Source organism: Streptomyces sp. NPDC026062, assembly GCF_055568375.1.
Map to the genome: position 1 here is coordinate 65,266 of NZ_JBVHOQ010000027.1, position 16,461 is coordinate 81,726.

At 71.4% G+C, this 16,461-nt stretch carries 9 protein-coding genes; 2 read left to right on the top strand and 7 right to left on the bottom strand.

What is annotated here, in order from left to right:
- Positions 1 to 157 precede the first annotated feature (157 nt).
- From mfd to ACZ4LX_RS24020, 4 genes are all read right to left on the bottom strand, one after another.
- Positions 158 to 3,712, bottom strand: coding sequence for a transcription-repair coupling factor (gene mfd / locus ACZ4LX_RS24005; RefSeq protein ID WP_467650401.1), 3,555 nt, complete (start codon positions 3,710 to 3,712; stop codon positions 158 to 160).
- 434 nt (positions 3,713 to 4,146) lie between these two features.
- Complete coding sequence (locus ACZ4LX_RS24010) at positions 4,147 to 6,729, bottom strand: ABC transporter permease (RefSeq protein ID WP_467650400.1); 2,583 nt, start codon at positions 6,727 to 6,729, stop codon at positions 4,147 to 4,149.
- Positions 6,726 to 7,514 (bottom strand): ABC transporter ATP-binding protein, encoded by a 789-nt coding sequence (locus ACZ4LX_RS24015; protein ID WP_467650399.1) that lies wholly within the window; start codon positions 7,512 to 7,514, stop codon positions 6,726 to 6,728. Before ACZ4LX_RS24015 ends, ACZ4LX_RS24010 begins: the two co-directional genes overlap by 4 nt.
- Positions 7,515 to 8,130: 616 nt before the next feature.
- Positions 8,131 to 8,751, bottom strand: a complete 621-nt coding sequence (locus tag ACZ4LX_RS24020) for a helix-turn-helix domain-containing protein (protein WP_467650398.1) — start codon at positions 8,749 to 8,751, stop codon at positions 8,131 to 8,133.
- 339 nt (positions 8,752 to 9,090) lie between these two features.
- Here ACZ4LX_RS24020 and ACZ4LX_RS24025 point away from each other — a divergent pair, with 339 nt between their 5' ends.
- Positions 9,091 to 10,539 (top strand): NCS2 family permease, encoded by a 1,449-nt coding sequence (locus ACZ4LX_RS24025; protein WP_467650397.1) that lies wholly within the window; start codon positions 9,091 to 9,093, stop codon positions 10,537 to 10,539.
- Between the two features lie 130 nt (positions 10,540 to 10,669).
- On the opposite strand, the gene ACZ4LX_RS24030 is transcribed toward ACZ4LX_RS24025, so the two are convergent.
- Positions 10,670 to 12,127 carry an MFS transporter gene (locus tag ACZ4LX_RS24030; protein ID WP_467650396.1) on the bottom strand — a complete coding sequence of 486 codons (1,458 nt, stop codon included), beginning with the start codon at positions 12,125 to 12,127 and terminating at the stop codon, positions 10,670 to 10,672.
- A gap of 173 nt (positions 12,128 to 12,300) precedes the next feature.
- On the opposite strand from ACZ4LX_RS24030, the gene ACZ4LX_RS24035 reads away from it, so the two are divergent.
- The gene (locus ACZ4LX_RS24035; RefSeq protein WP_467650395.1) at positions 12,301 to 12,756 is read left to right on the top strand and encodes a MarR family winged helix-turn-helix transcriptional regulator; all 456 of its coding nucleotides are present in this window, start codon (positions 12,301 to 12,303) and stop codon (positions 12,754 to 12,756) included.
- A gap of 162 nt (positions 12,757 to 12,918) precedes the next feature.
- On the opposite strand, the gene ACZ4LX_RS24040 is transcribed toward ACZ4LX_RS24035, so the two are convergent.
- Together ACZ4LX_RS24040 and ACZ4LX_RS24045 are read right to left on the bottom strand one after the other, a co-directional pair.
- Entirely contained in the window at positions 12,919 to 13,812 is an 894-nt protein-coding gene (locus ACZ4LX_RS24040; RefSeq protein ID WP_467650394.1) for a cellulose-binding protein, read from the bottom strand.
- A gap of 198 nt (positions 13,813 to 14,010) precedes the next feature.
- A complete protein-coding gene (locus tag ACZ4LX_RS24045) occupies positions 14,011 to 16,461 on the bottom strand; it encodes an SUKH-4 family immunity protein (RefSeq protein ID WP_467650393.1) in 2,451 nt (816 codons plus the stop codon).

Consider the following 16,461-nt stretch of genomic DNA (forward strand, 5'->3'; position numbering starts at 1 on the left):
CCCGCGTTGGGGGGGCCCCCTGCGGGGCCCCCCGCGGGGCGCCCCCCCCCCCCCCCCCCCCCCCCCCCGGGGGGGGGGGGGGGGCGGGGGGGGGCCCCCCCCCCCCCCCCCCACGCCCCTCTCACGACCCGGCGGCGACGTCACACCGAGCGCTCACTCACGACCCCAGGATCGTCGTCAGGAACTCCCCCGTCCACGCGAGCAGTTCACGTCCCACCACCGGCTTGCCGCCGATCCTGCCGCCCGTGGGACGCGGCACCAGGATCTGGTGCAGGGCGGGCTTGATGATCGTCTTCGGGTACAGCCGCTTCAGCCGCAGCTCCTGCGACTCGCGCAGCTCCACCGGCGCGAAGCGGATGTTCGAGCCCTGGAGCACGATGTCGCCGACCCCGCAGGCACGGGCCAGCATCCGCAGGCCCGCCACCAGGAGCAGGTTCTCGACCGGCTCCGGCAGCTTGCCGTACCGGTCGGTCAGCTCCTCGCGCACCGCGCGGATGTCGTCCTCCGAGGAGGCCGAGGCGATGGAGCGGTACGCCTGGAGGCGCAGCCGCTCGCCGGGCGCGTAGTCGTGCGGGACGTGTGCGTCGACCGGGAGCTCGATCTTGACCTCCAGCGGCGGCTCCTCCTCCACGCCGCCTTCGAGCGAGGCCCGGTAGTCCGCGACCGCCTCGCCGACCATGCGTACGTACAGGTCGAAGCCGACGCCCGCGATGTGCCCGGACTGTTCGCCGCCCAGAAGGTTGCCCGCGCCGCGGATTTCGAGGTCCTTCATCGCCACGTACATGCCCGCGCCCATCTCGGTGTGCTGGGCGATCGTGGCGAGGCGCTCGTGGGCCGTCTCGGTGAGCGGCTTCTCCGGCGGGTAGAGGAAGTAGGCGTAGCCCCGGTCGCGGCCTCGGCCCACGCGGCCGCGCAGCTGGTGGAGCTGGGAGAGGCCGAAGTTGTCGCCGCGCTCCACGATCAGGGTGTTGGCGTTGGAGATGTCGATGCCGGACTCGACGATCGTGGTGGAGACCAGGACATCGAACTTCTTCTCCCAGAAGTCCACCACCACCTGTTCCAGGGCCTGTTCGGACATCTGGCCGTGGGCCGTGGCGATCCGCGCCTCGGGGACGATCTCGCGCAGCCGGGCGGCGGCGCGGTCGATCGACTCGACGCGGTTGTGGATGTAGAACGCCTGGCCCTCGCGGAGCAGTTCACGCCGGATGGCGGCGCCGATCTGCTTCTCCTCGTACGGGCCGACGAAGGTGAGGACCGGGTGGCGCTCCTCGGGCGGAGTGGTGATCGTGGACATCTCGCGGATGCCGGTCACCGCCATTTCGAGCGTACGGGGGATGGGCGTCGCGGACATGGTGAGGACGTCCACGTTGGCGCGGAGCTTCTTCAGCTGCTCCTTGTGCTCGACGCCGAAGCGCTGTTCCTCGTCGACGATGACCAGGCCCAGGTCCTTGAACTTCGTCTCGGAGGAGAAGAGACGGTGGGTGCCGATGACGAGGTCGACGGAGCCCTCGCGGAGCCCTTCGAGGGTCGCCTTGGAGTCGGACTCCGACTGGAAGCGGCTCAGCGCCCGTACGTTGACGGGGAACTGGGAGTAGCGCTCGGTGAAGGTGCCGTAGTGCTGCTGGACGAGGAGGGTGGTGGGGACGAGGACGGCGACCTGCTTGCCGTCCTGGACGGCCTTGAAGGCCGCGCGGACCGCGATCTCCGTCTTGCCGTAGCCGACGTCGCCGCAGATCAGCCGGTCCATGGGGACGGACTTCTCCATGTCCTCCTTGACCTCGGCGATGGTGGTGAGCTGGTCGGGCGTCTCCGCGTACGGGAAGGCGTCCTCCAGTTCGCGCTGCCACGGGGTGTCCGGGCCGAAGACATGTCCGGGGGCCGCCATCCGGGCCGAGTAGAGCTTGATCAGGTCGGCGGCGATCTCCTTGACGGCCTTCTTGGCGCGCGCCTTCGTCTTGGTCCAGTCGGCGCCGCCGAGCCGGTGCAGGGTGGGTGCCTCGCCGCCGACGTACTTGGTGACCTGTTCCAGCTGGTCGGTGGGGATGTAGAGCCGGTCGCCCGGCTGGCCGCGCTTGGCGGGGGCGTACTCGACGAGCAGGTACTCGCGGGTGGCGCCCTGCACGGTGCGCTGCACCATCTCGATGTAGCGGCCCACGCCGTGCTGCTCGTGGACGATGTAGTCGCCCGTCTCCAGCGTCAGCGGGTCGATGGTCTTCCTGCGGCGGGCCGGCATCCGGCCCAGGTCCTTGGTGGCGGTGCGCTGGCCGGTGAGGTCCGTCTCGGTGAGTACGGCGAGCTTCAGCTCGGGGTCGACGAAGCCGTGGTCGATCGCGCCGCAGGAGACATGGACGACGGACGGGGAGATCTCCCCCAGGTCCGCGTCCAGGCGGGCCGGGACGCCTTCGCCGCCCAGGACCTCGACGGTACGGGAGGCGAGCCCCTGGCCCTCGGTGACGTACACCGTGCGCCAGCCCTCGGCCAGCCAGCCCTTGGTGTCGGCGAGCGCGCGGGCGGTGTCGCCCCGGTACGCCTCCGGGGCGTGCATCCGGAGCTTGAGGGTGTCCCCCGCCGCGGCAGCGGCATACGCCTGCGTCAGCTCGTCGTCGGCGGCGAACGGGGAGAGGGACCACCACATCATGTTCAGCTCGCGGGCCCGGTCGCGGACGTCCGCGATGCCGCGCAGGGAGGCCGCGCCCACGTCGATCGGGGCCTCGCCGCCGCCCGCGGTGGCCGCCCAGGACGCCTCCAGGAACTCCTGGCTGGTGGCGACGAGGTCGGCGGCCCGGGTACGGACCCGCTCGGGGTCGCACACCACGGCCATGGAGCCCTCGGGCAGGACGTCGATCAGCAGCTCCATGTCGTCGACGAGGACCGGGGCGAGGGACTCCATGCCCTCCACCGCGATGCCCTCGGCGATCTTGTCGAGGAGTTCGCCCAGCTCGGGGTGGGCCTCGGCCAGCGTGGCGGCACGCTCGCGGACCTCGTCGGTCAGCAGCAGCTCACGGCAGGGCGGCGCCCACAGCCCGTGCTCGGCGATCTCCAGCGACCGCTGGTCGGCGATCTTGAAGTAGCGGATCTCCTCGACGTCGTCGCCCCAGAACTCCACCCGCAGGGGGTGCTCCTCGGTCGGCGGGAACACGTCCAGGATGCCGCCGCGCACTGCGAACTCGCCGCGCTTCTCGACCAGTTCGACCCGGGAGTAGGCGGCTGCCGCCAGCGCGTCGACGGTCTTGCCGAGATCGGCGTTCTGCCCGATCCGCAGCGATACGGGCTCCAGGTCGCCGAGCCCCTTGACCTGCGGCTGGAGCACGGACCGGATCGGCGCGACGACGACGGAGACCGGCCCCGTCTCCGGGTCGTCCTTCCTGGGGTGCGCGAGGCGCCGCAGCACCGCCAGCCGACGGCCCACGGTGTCGGAGCGGGGCGACAGGCGCTCGTGCGGCAGCGTCTCCCAGGACGGGAACTCCGCGATCGTGTCCGGCGGCAGCAGGGTGCGCAGCGCGGCGGCCAGGTCCTCGGCCTCGCGCCCGGTAGCGGTGACGGCGAGCACGGTCCGTCCGGTGTCCCGGGCCAGCGCCGCCACGGCGAAGGGCCGCGCGGCGGGCGGGCCGACCAGGTCGATGTGCATCCGGTGACCGTCCCCGGCGGCCTTCACCGCTTCGGACAGCGCCGGGTCATGTACGACGACATCCAGCAGACCGTGCAGGCTCATGAAAGGGCTTCCGTCCGGGTAACGAGGGCGAGGATCCGGCAGCCGGCCGCTGCCAGGGGAAACGCGAAGTGCCCGGCCCGGCCGGGGGTGGTTTCCGGATCGGTCCGGATCAGGGAGCGCGGGCCGGTCCGTGCGGCTGCGAGGCGGGGGAGGAGCGCACACGGGGTGGCGCCCGACGACAACGCCGCAGATGTGCGTTCCCGCCCGCGCGAGCCCGATCCGGCCTGATCCGGAAACCACCCCCGGCCCGGCCGGGGACGCCACCAGCCTACGACTCCGGCACGACAGCCGCGCCCGCAACCGGGCTGCACGCCGCACGGCCGGGGTCCGTACACACGAATTCCGGACGGGGCGGCGACCTACGGAATCCGGCCCCGGGGCGTTTGGAGGAACGCCCCGGGGCCGGAACCGTCAGTCTATGCGGACCGCTCGCCTCACCCGTCCGTGGCGATGGCGTTCAGGACGTTCATCCGTCCGGCCCGGAAGGCCGGGACGAGCGCCGCGAACAGTCCGACGAAGGCCGAGGCGACGAACACCGTGATGATGGTCGGCCAGGGGATCTCCAGGACGCCGAGACCTTCCAGGGCCAGCAGCTTCTGGGCCGAGGTGCCCCAGCCCATGCCCAGGCCGAGGCCGAGCAGGGCGCCGAACAGGGCGATGACCACGGACTCCAGCCGGATCATCCGGCGCAGCTGGCGGCGGGAGAGACCGATGGCGCGCATCAGGCCGATCTCCCGGGTCCGCTCGACGACGGACAGGGCCAGGGTGTTCACGACCCCGAGCACCGCGACGATGATCGCCAGGGCGAGCAGGCCGTAGACGATGTTCAGCAACTGGCCGATCTGGTCCTTCAGGTCCTGCTTGAAGTCGGCCTGATTCTGCACCTTGTACGTCGGGTAGGCGCTGACCGACTCCTTCAGCGCGGCATAGGCCTCCTTCTCCTTGCCGTCCTGCGCCTTGGCGAACATGATCATGTTCTGGGGCATCCGGTCGGCTGGGACGTACTTCTCGGCGGTCGTGATGCTCAGGTACATCGCGCCCTGGTCCACGGTCGTGTCGTCCGAGGTGATCGCCGCGACCTTCAGCTTCGCCGCCTGGCCGGCCTTGAACGCGACGGTGAGCGTGTCACCGACCTCGATGCCGTGCGCGGTGGCGTAGTCGTCGCCGACCGACATGGCGTTCTCGCCGTAGGCGGCGCTCAGCTCACCCGCGACGGTCTCCCGCCGCAGGTCCTTCGGGTACGTCGGGTCGGCGGCGGTGACCTGCTCGTCCGTCGTCGATCCGTCGGGGTTGGTGAGCTTCGCACCGAGAACCTTGTAGTCCGTGACGTGCTCGATGCCCGGTACGGTCTCCAGCGCCCTGGCGGCCTGCGGCACGATCAGCTGCCCGGGGGTGGAGGACTGCATGATGAAGTCCGCGCCCACCGACTTGTCCAGCTCGTCGGTGGCCGAGGCGACCATGGAGGAGCCCACCACCGACAGGCAGGCCACCAGGGCCAGCCCGATCATCAGGGCCGCGCCGGTCGCACCGGTCCGGCGCGGATTGCGCAGGGCGTTGCGCTCGGCCAGCCGGCCGACCGGGCCGAAGAACCGGAGGACGACGACGCTGAGGGCCCGTACGACGATCCCGGCGAGCAGCGGGCCGATGACGATGAAGCCGACGAGGGTGAGGACCACGCCCAGGCCGAGGAGGAGCGAGCCGTCGCTCGCCCTGTCCGCCCGCGCCGTCGCCCACAGGGCTGCCGCGCCGCCGCCGGTGAGAACCAGGCCGATGCCGGCCCGGACCCATCCGGACTTGGCGTCCGCCGGTGTTCCGGCATCGCGCAGCGCTGCCATCGGGGAGACCTTGCCGGCCCGGCGGGCCGGGATGTAGGCGGCGAGGACGGTCACGATGATGCCGAGGGCGAGTCCGACCACCGGGGTCGTCCAGGCGATGGTGAGGTCGCCGGTGGACAGCTCCATGCCGATGGCGCCCATGACCTTCATCAGTCCGACGGCGAGGCCGACGCCCGCGGCGACGCCCAGGACCGACCCGACGATGCCCAGGAGCACCGCTTCGAGCAGCACGGACCGGTTGACCTGCTTGCGGCTGGAGCCGATGGCCCGCATCAGGCCGATCTCGCGGGTCCGCTGGGCGACCAGCATCGAGAAGGTGTTGACGATGAGGAAGATGCCGACGAGGAAGGCGATCCCGGCGAAGCCGAGCATCGCGTACTTCATGACGTCGAGGAACGACCCCATGGAGTCCTTGTTGTCCTCCGCGGCCTCCTTCTGGGTCCGCACCTTGTACGCGGCCGAGCCGTCCAGCGCGGCGGTGACGTTCTGCTTCAACTGGGCGTCGCTGACGCCGGGTTCGGCGGTGACGGCGATCTGGGTGAAGACATCGGCGCTGCCGAGCAGCTTCTGCTGGGCGGTGGCCGTTTCGAGGTAGACGATGGCCGCGCCCGGGTTGGTGACCTTGAACGTGGCGATGCCGCTGATGCGCGCCCTGATGTCACCGGTGGCCGCGATGGTGCGCAGCTCGTCACCGATCTTGAGGCCGTGCTTGTCCGCGGTGTCGGCGTCGACCATGACCTCGGTGGGGCCGCGCGGGGCGTGGCCGGAGGTGATCTCCATGGACCGCAGGTCGTTGGTGGTCCAGTTGCCGGCGAGGGTCGGGGCGCCCGTGTCGGAGCCCATGTTCTTGTTGTGGCTGTCGACGACGGTGACCGACGAGCTGGAGACGGCGCCCTCGGCCTTCTTCACGCCGTCGGCCTTCTCGACCTGTGCGATCACGGAGGCGGGCAGCGACTGGGGCTTGCCGCTCTCGGGGATGTCGTCGGCCTTGGCGGTCTTCGGGCTGACGGTGACGTCGGCCGATGTCGCGGCGAACAGCTTGTCGAACGTGGTGTTCATCGTGTCGGTGAAGACGAGCGTGCCGCACACGAACGCCACCGACAGCAGGACGGCGACGGCGGAGAGCGCCATGCGTCCCTTGTGCGCGAAGAAGTTGCGCATCGAGGTCTTCCAGACGGTCATGACGTCCGCCCGCGCGCGTCGAAGTCCTTCATGCGGTCCAGCACCTGGTCGGCGGTGGGGTTGGCCATCTCGTCGACGATGCGTCCGTCGGCGAGGTAGAGCACGCGGTCGGCGTAGGAGGCGGCGACCGGGTCGTGGGTGACCATGACGATGGTCTGGCCCAGCTCGTCCACGGACTTGCGCAGGAAGTTCAGCACCTCGGCACCGGCCCGGGAGTCCAGGTTGCCCGTCGGTTCGTCACCGAAGATGATCTCCGGCTGGGCGGCGAGTGCCCGTGCCACCGCGACGCGCTGCTGCTGGCCGCCGGAGAGCTCCGTCGGCCGGTGCTTGAGGCGCTCGGCGAGGCCGACGGTCTCCACGACCTGCCGCAGCCAGGCGGCGTCCGGCTTGCGGCCGGCGATGTCCATCGGCAGCGTGATGTTCTCCAGCGCGTTGAGCGTCGGCAGGAGGTTGAACGCCTGGAAGATGAAGCCGATGCGGTCCCGGCGCAGTTGAGTGAGCTTCTTGTCCTTGAGCCCGGTGATCTCGGTCTCGGCGAGGTGGATCTGACCGGAGGTCACGGTGTCCAGTCCGGCGAGGCAGTGCATCAGCGTGGACTTGCCGGAGCCGGACGGGCCCATGATGGCCGTGAACCGGCCTCGGTCGATGTCCACGTCGACGTGGTCGAGCGCGACGACACGGGTCTCGCCCGTCCCGTACGCCTTGACGACCTGCCGCGCCCTCGCAGCCACGGCCGTACGCCCTCCAGTGCCCCCGTGCCTGGGAATGGTTACAGCCGTTGTCACGGTTTTTCTCCTATGTCGGACGGCGACGGTTTGTCGTCGTTCTGCTGTGAAGTCTGGTCGCTCGAGGGGGTCCGGCGCGCTGGTGCCCAGCGCAGTCTTCAGGTGGGGTTTTCCCCACCCCTCCCCCTGTGGTCTGCCGCTGTCGTGCTGCGGCGCCGGTGTAGGAACACGCTACGGAGCAGAGCGGGCCGGCCACGTCCTCCGCCGGGAGGAACGGCCCCTGGCCACAGCTAAGGAGCTACCCCTAAGGGTCCGGCCCCGCAGTGGGGCCGGTGTCTCAGGGGTCGCGCCCACGGGTCCGCGCAACCGGGTGGCGCGGCGCAAGGGCACGGCGCCACGAAAAGGCCCTGCTGAGGGGCTTCGGCCCGGACACCCGGCGCCCGGTGCAGCAGGGCGGGGCCTCAGGGGTGGCGGGGAGGTTCCTCGGGGGCGGCGCGGCACGCAGGCCGGGGGGAGGGAGGGCGGTGCGGCTTCCGCCGTCGCGTCGATGACCCGGTCCGGGACGGCCCGGTACCCGGCCCGGACAGAGGCGGACCCGCTACGGCTGCCGCTCCGCGGGCCCGTACAGCAGCGGACCCGCTACGGCCGTCCGTCGGCCCGGACAGAGGCGGACCCGCTACGAGTGCTCCGCCAGCCCGGCCCAGAAGCGGTCGACGATCTCCTCGACATAGCGTCGCCCGTCCTCACCGGAAGCGGTGCTGCCGCTGGCCCGGCTCAGGGTGGCCGCCAGGAGGGCCTGGTACTCGTTGTACATGGCGTCCAGCGGCTCGTGCAGCCGCTTGCGGTCCACGGAGATGAGCTTGGCGATGGCACGGACATGCGCCTGCCACCGGGTGCTCACGGCCTCGGTGAGCAGCCGGGCGAGTTCGTCCTCCAGCCCTGTGATGGCGACATGGTCGCGCGGCGGGAGCCGGAGCAGGCTGCCGAGTTTCGCGGACTGCCTGTGGTCGCCGGTCCACCGGCCGCTCTCCTCCATGCGGAGGTAGGCGTCCAGGGGCAGACCCGTGCCCTGGGCGACGGCCTCGGCCGAGATCCCGCAGGCGATGCGGTGCTCGCGCAACGTGCGCGGGTGCCCCATGATCTCGCTGGGGTGACACCACAACGCGCCTGCCAGCGCGGCGAGTTCATGAGGATCGGGCAGTGCGGTGCCACGCTCCCAAGCCGCGATGTGTTCGGGAGAGACGTGAGCCGTCCCGAAGGAGGCCCTCATTGCGTAAGCAACGTGACCGTGAGCCATTCCGAGCTTTTCACGCAAGGCCCGGGCAGCACGCGCGTTGAAAGGGGGTGGAGGGTGCACACACAGAACGTATGGGCATCGTCACCAGAAAATCCATAACCCGTGTCGCCTGAATCACGGTTTGACTCCATAGATCACCGACGATTCCGTAGGAAGCGACAGGTGCTTTTGAGTCATCAACAACGGTATGGGGCAAGGCCCTTGAGCGCGCGGCCATGGCACGTATGATCCGCTCGCAAGGCGCCGCACGCGTGTTCGCACAACTGCCTGCCACTCGTGCCGGGCAGCAGCGGCTCCGCCTTTTCCCCCTTGTCCGTTGCATGCCCAGGAGACATTTCCATGCACCCCAGCAAGACCAGCCCGGCCGAGACACCACCGACCAGATCGGGTGACGGCGCCGTCGACCGGTTCTTCCGCATCACCGAACGCGGATCGACCTACGGCCGGGAGATCCGTGGTGGCTTCGCCACGTTCTTCACCATGGCGTACATCCTCGTGCTCAACCCGATCATCCTCGGCGGCGCGAAGGACAAGTTCGGCGACCAGCTGGACACCGTTCAGCTGGTGACGGCGACCGCCCTCGTGGCCGCGGTGATGACCCTGATCATGGGCGTCGGCGGCAACCTCCCGCTCGCCCTGGCGGCGGGCCTGGGCATCAACGCCGTTGTCGCCTACCAGGTCGCGCCCCTGATGGCCTGGGACGAGGCGATGGGCCTCATCGTCCTCGAAGGCGTCCTGATCTGCATACTCGTGGCGTCGGGTCTGCGCGAAGCGATCATGCACGCCATCCCGCAGGCCCTCAAACAAGCCATCAGTGTCGGCATCGGCCTGTTCATCGCGTTCATCGGTTTCGTCGACGCCGGGTTCGTCACCCGCATCCCGGACGCGGCGAACACCACCGTTCCCGTACAGCTCGGCACCGGCACCCTCACCGGGTGGCCCATGCTGATCTTCTGCCTCGGTGTGATCACGACGATCGTCCTCCTCGCCCGCAAGGTCAAGGGCGCCATCCTCATCAGCATCGTCGCGATGACCGTCATCTCCATCATCGTGAACTCGGTCGCCGACGTGAAGGTCTGGGGCCTGACCGTCCCGTCCATGCCCGACAAGCCCGTCGCCGCCCCCGACTTCGGGCTGCTCGGCAAGTTCGACCTGTTCGGCTCGTTCGGCCAGATCAGCGTCCTGACGGTCATCCTGCTGATCTTCACCCTCATCCTGTCGGACTTCTTCGACACGATGGGCACCGTCGTCGGCGTCACCGCCGAGGCCGGACTCCTCGACGAGCGGGGACAGGTGCCGGGCCTCGGCCGGGTCCTGCTCATCGACGGCGCGGCCGCGGTCGCCGGTGGCGCCGCCTCCTCGTCGTCGGCCACCACCTATGTCGAGTCCGCCGCCGGTGTCGGTGAGGGTGCCCGCACCGGGTTCGCCAACCTCATCACGGGCGGCATGTTCGCCCTGGCGCTCTTCTGCGCCCCCCTGCTGACCATCGTGCCCATGCAGGCCGCCTCGCCCGCGCTCGTCGCGGTCGGGTTCCTGATGATGACCCAGGTCAAGCACATCGACTGGGACCGCTACGACCTCGCCATCCCGGCGTTCCTCACCATCACCGTCATGCCGTTCACGTACTCCATCACCAACGGCATCGGCGCGGGCTTCGTCACCTACGTCGTCATCAAGGCGTGCCTGGGCAAGGCCCGTGAGGTCCACTGGCTGCTCTGGGGCACCGCGGCACTCTTCCTCGTCTACTTCGCGATCGACCCGCTGGAGCAGATCCTCGATCTCAAGTAGCGCGCCGACCACCGCGGAAGCGGGACTCCGGGGGACCGTCCCGGGCCGCCATGACGCCGAACTGCCCGGCTCCGGGACCCCATGTCGGGGACGGAGCCGGGCAGTTCGCCGTTACGGGACCGGGAGCGGGTCAGCCCTTGGCCGCGGCGACCTCCGGCGAGGCGGCCTCGTCGGTCTGCTCACCGGCGGCGGCCGACGCGCGGACGGCCGGGATGAACGCCGAGATCAGCACGGCGATCAGAGCGACACCGCAGCCGAACATCAGGCCGGTACGGAACCCGGCCTCGGAGGTGAAGGTGAAACCGGCCGTCTCCGTGGTCATCTGTCCGAGGACCGCGCCGATCACGGCCGCACCGATCGACGTGCCGAGGGCACGCATCAGGGTGTTGAACCCGTTGGCGGCGGCCGTCTCGGACGCCGGGACCGAGCTCATGATCAGGGCGGGCATCGCACCGTACGCGAGACCGACACCGCTGCTGCTGACCATGAGGAACAGCATCAGACCCCAGGCGGAGCCCATCAGCGCAATGCCCAGGCCGTAGGCCGCCGCGATGACCAGCACCCCGCTGATCAGGGTGAACTTCGGACCGCGGGCATCGGTGAGCTTCCCGCCGAACGGGGAGACGATCATCATCATGACGCCACCGGGGGCCATCCACAGACCCGCCTGGAGCATCGACTGGCCCAGGCCGTAGCCGGTGGCCTCGGGGAACTGCAGCAGCTGCGGGGCGATCAGCATTCCGGCGTACATGCCGAAGCCGACGAAGAGCGACGCCACGTTGGTGATGAGCACGCGCGGGCGGGCCGTGGTGCGCAGGTCGACCAGCGGGTCCTTGGTCCGCAGCTCCCAGAAGCCCCAGGCGATGAGCACCACGACGGAGGCGACGAACAGGCCGATCGTCGTCGCGGAGGTCCAGCCCCATTCGGCGCCCTTCGAGACGGCGAGGAGCAGGCAGACCAGGCCGACGGCCAGGCCGAGGGCGCCGGGCATGTCGAAACGCTGCCCCTTGGCGGCGGCCGGGACGTCCGGGATCAGGAACCAGATCAGCGCGAAGATCGCGAGGGCCAGCACGGCCGAACCCCAGAACAGCACCCGCCAGTTCGCGTACTGGGCGACGGCGGACGCGATCGGCAGGCCGAGCGCGCCACCGATACCGAGAGAGGCGCTGACCAGCGCGATGGAGGAGCTCAGCTTCTCCCTCGGCACCACGTCACGGAGCAGGGCGATGCCGAGGGGCACCATGCCCATGCCCATGCCCTGGAGACCACGTCCGACGATCATGGGAACGACGGTGGACGAGATCGCGCAGACCACCGAGCCGACGAAGAGCGGCACCGCGCAGACGAGCAGCATCCGGCGCTTGCCCAGCAGGTCGCCCAGCCGTCCGGAGACCGGTACGCACACCGCCGACACCAGCAGAGTGGCGGTGATCACCCAGGCGGAGTTGGACGCGGACGTGTCGAGGATCTTCGGCAGCTCGGCGATGAGCGGGGTGACCAGGGTCTGCATGACCGCAGCCACGGTGCCGGCGAAGGCGAGCGTGGCGACCACGCCTCCTGATCGGGCTGTCGGCTGGGGGGCATCCATGAGGAGGGACTCCTTGGGGGTCGTGGTCCCGGCTACCGGGACAGCGACGTGCATCGTACATGCCTAATGTGTCATACACACCATGTGCCTAGTGCACACCTCGTGAGAGTATGAGCCACCGCACCAGAACCGACGCGGCGACCGACCCGGCGCAGAAGCAGGAGGCCCCAGATATGCCGAGGCCCACGGAAGAAGTCGAGTACGAGCAGATGCTGCTCGGCCGCCACAGCCTCGCCGACCACCGGGGCGGACGCCACAAGAACGCACTCCTGGACCGGAGCGCCTACACCCTGCTGAGCCGGCTGCGGGTGCAGGGCCCCATGTCCAACGGCGAACTGAGCGACGCCTTCGGCCTCGACGCCTCCACGCTCAACCGCCAGACCGCCGCCGTGACCCGCGCCGGACTGGCCGACCGCATCGCCGACCCCGATGGCGGCATGGCCCGCAAGTTCCGCATCACCGACAAGGGCGAGCGGCTCCTCGACGCGGAACGCGAACGCGTCGTCGAATCCCTGGACCAGGTCATGCGCGACTGGCCGGACGACGACATCGCCGCCTTCGCCGGCTACCTCAAGCGCTTCAACAGCAGCATCGAGCAGCTCTCCAAGCGCCCCTGGCCACGCCCCTGAGCCGTAGCGCGAGTGCCCCGCCCCCGGAGCCACCCGCGCGATGCTCCTCGACTCTCCCCCGAGACCCCGGCGCGCGACCGGCCCCGCTCGGTCCCCCGCGCACGGCCACGCTCAGAACGCCGCCCGGCCCTCCGCCGGAGCCCCGCCCGGAACCAACTCCGCTCAGTCCTCCGCCGGAGCCACCCGCCCCGTCAGCGCCGCCAGCGAGTGACGCACATGCGCCATGTGCGCCTGCACGTCCTCGCGCCCCTCCTCGTGCTCGCGCAGGATCCGCTCCGTCTCCCGCACCACCCGCTCCTCACGCACCCGGGCCTCCGCGATCAGCTCCGCGCCCCGCGCCTCCGCGTCCTCCTGGCGGTGCCGCGCGGCCTCCTCGGCCTCGGCCAGCGCACGCCGCGCCCCGGCCAGCACCGCCTCCGCCCGCTCCGTCGACGCCGCCTGCTCCGCCGACCGCGCCGCCTCGGCGTCCGCCAGCTCCTGCCCGCCGGCCTTCCAGCGCTCGCCGTGCTCCTGCTCCTGATGGGCCAGCACACTCGCGGTACGGCTCCGGGTCGCCTCCATCGCGGCCTCCGCCTCCTCGCGCGTCCGCGCCGCCTCCAGCCGCGCCTCGGCCAGCGCCTCACCGGCCGCGCCCTCGGCGGCGGCCACCACCTGCTCGGCATGGTCCGTCGCCGCCGACCGCATCGCCTCCGCATCGGCCCTCGCCGACTCGCGCAAGGTCCGCGCCGCCGCGTCCACCTCGTCCCGCAGGGTCTGCGACTCCTCCAGAGCAGCGCCCCTGACCGTCTCAGCCTCGCCCTCGGCAAGCGCCAGAATCTGCTGTGCCCGCTCCCCCAGCGACGCGTAGTCCTGCGGCGCCAGCGCGGCAACGGCCTCGTCCAGCCGGGCCGACTCGGCCACCAGCCGCTCGGCCAGCGCGGTCAGCCGCGCCACCTGCTCCAGCGCACCGTCCCGCTCCGCCGACAGCGCGGCCACCGTCCGGTCCACCTGCTCCGGGCGGTATCCACGGCCCCGTACGCCGACGAAGCCGTGCGCGGACACCGGTGCAGAACTCATCCTTGACGCCTCTTTCCGACTGCCGACCATCGTTCATCGTGCAATACGTCAAGGATGCGGCAATTGGTCAAGAAGTCGGAATCGATTCGATGCTTTCCGGACGGAAGCGACGGGCATCACAGCCCGCAGCAGAAATGTGGCGCCCCTCCCCCGGGGGGAAGGGGCGCCACACCCGGCACCACCGCGACGGCCGGGCCGTCAGATCAGCCCGTCCCACATCTGCTCCAGCAGCACCGACCACCAGCTCTCCGGCGACGCCAGCGCCGCCGGGTCGAGCGCCGCCAGCTGCACCTGGAAATCGACCGTCCAACGACCCGCCTGCTCAGGATTGAGCCCGAACCGCAGCCGCCACATCCGGCCCAGCAACGCCATGCACCGCGTGAACTCCGGCAGCCCCGTGTTCACGAACTGCGGCGCCGCCGGCTGCCCGCCAGGACCCGCCTCCACCGGCACGGCCACGATGTTCGCCGTCCCGTACTGCACACAGATGGCCCGGCCGAAGTCGGAGCCCATCACCAGATACGACCCCGCGTCGGAAGCCGCCTGCACCTGACGCTGCGCCGCCAGCTCCGCCAGCGTCGGGACCACCGGCTGCCCCGGCTGCGCCCAGAAGAACGGCCCGAAGTCGGCGGGCAGCCCCGCCCACACCAGCGTCAGCGCCACGGTCTCCGGCACACCCTGCCGGGACACCGCGCGCTGATCGAAGCGCAGCACCCCCTGCGGGCCGAACGTCTGCAGCATCTCCTCCGCGATGGCCTCCGGCGGCACCTGCATCGCCGGCGGCACCTGCGGCAGCGGAGCCCGCACCGGCGCCGGACGCGCCGGGCCGTCCGCGACCTGGTGCAGCTCCCCCTGATGCGTGAGCAGATGCTGCATGCCCTGCTGCCGGCTCGCGTGGTCGGTGCCGTACGGGGCGACGCTGGTGATCCGCACCTGCGGCCAGGTCTCCCGGATCATCCGGGCGCAGTAGCCGCCCGGCAGTTCGCACGACTCCAGCTCCGTGTGCAGCTCGATGACCTGCTGCGGCGGCACGTTCATCGCCCGCAGCTCGTGCAGCATCTGCCACTCGGGATGCGGAGTACCCGGCGCCGAGCGGCGGATCAGCTGCTGCTCGCTGCCGTCCGGCGCGCGATAGCGCAGCACGGCCTGGTAGCCGGGGCCGACGGTCGGCTGACCGGCGGGCGCCTGCGGGTAGCCGTACGCCGGCGGCGGCGTGTGACCCGGCGGCGGTACGGGACCGGGGGCCCCGCCCAACGACGCGCCCGCGCCCAGCGGCGCACCGGGCGGACCCGGCGGACCGGGCGGACCCGGCGGCCTCGGCGCCGACGGCCCGACCTGGCCCGGCGCGGCGAACATGGTCGCCGCATGGTGCACATCGCCCCCACCGGGCGGCGGCGTGGACCCGGGCGGCGGGGTGGAGCCGGGCGGCACGGGAGGACCCGGCGGCCTCGGCGCACCGGGGGCCCCGGGCGGCTGCGGTGCCGGCAGCCCCATCTGACCCGGGTCGGCGAACATGGTCGCCGCATGGTGCACATCGCCCCCACCGGGCGGCGGCGTGGACCCGGGCGGCGCCGGGGGAGCAGGCGGCTGCGGCGCACCCGGAGCCCCGGGCGGGCCGAGCTGCGACACCATCTGCGTGGGCACGTACCCGCCCGCCGGAGCGCCCGGCGCACCCGGTCCCGAAGGCGGCGGCTGCGGCGCACCACCCGGCCGGGCACCCGGAGTCCCCGGAGCACCGGGGGGCGGCGGGGTCACCGCGCCCCCACGCGCACCGCGCGGCGCGACGGGCGCCTTGCTGGTCGCCTCGTCCGAGATGTCATCGGCACGAGGGCCCGGCCCGGGGCCGTGGTTCGGCACCGGAGCGCCCGGCACCGGGGCCGACGGCGGAACGCCGGGCCCACCGTGCGCGGGAGCACCCGGGCCGCTCTGCGGGGGAAGACCCGGGGTGATCGCCGTCGGAGGCAGCTGGCTGCCGCCCGACATCAGCGCGGTCGGCGCGTCGGCCGCCACCACGCGCGGCGGCGCGTACTCGTCGTCCGTACCCGAGAGCGGCGGCGCGAACACGGTGGCGGGCAACGCCACCTCGCCATCGTCGGATCCCGCGTTCGTGTCGGTGCCCGCCCACGGAGTGGCCCCGACGGGCGGCTGCGGCGCGGACGGCGGCACACCGTCGGACGCGGTCGGCTCGTACGGAACCGGCCCGCCCGGACCGGGCGGGGACGGGGCCACGGGCGCGGGCGGCGGGGTCCGGCCCGCCGCTTCCGCACGATGGTCCGGGATCCCCAGCTTGTCCGCCGCCTCCTGAAGCCACTCCGGCGGGCTCAGCAGGAAGGAGGTCTGGTTCAGATCGATACGCCGCGCGGGCTCCGGCGTCGGCAGCGCACCGCCCGAAGCGCCGTACTCCTCCTCGTACCGCCGGATCACCTCGCCCACCGGCAGCCCCGGCCACAACGTCGCCTCGCCGCTGTCCCGGGCTATCACCAGCCGCTGACGGCCACCGTCCGACACCGGGCCCTCGGCGCGGTCCTCGGCCCACACCACGAAACCCAGCTCGAACTCACGTACCCGCACCTCCCGGTGCTGGTACGCCGGAACGTCGCCGTTGACCCACTCGTCCGCGCGCTCCTGCGCCTGCGCAAAGGTCACCAT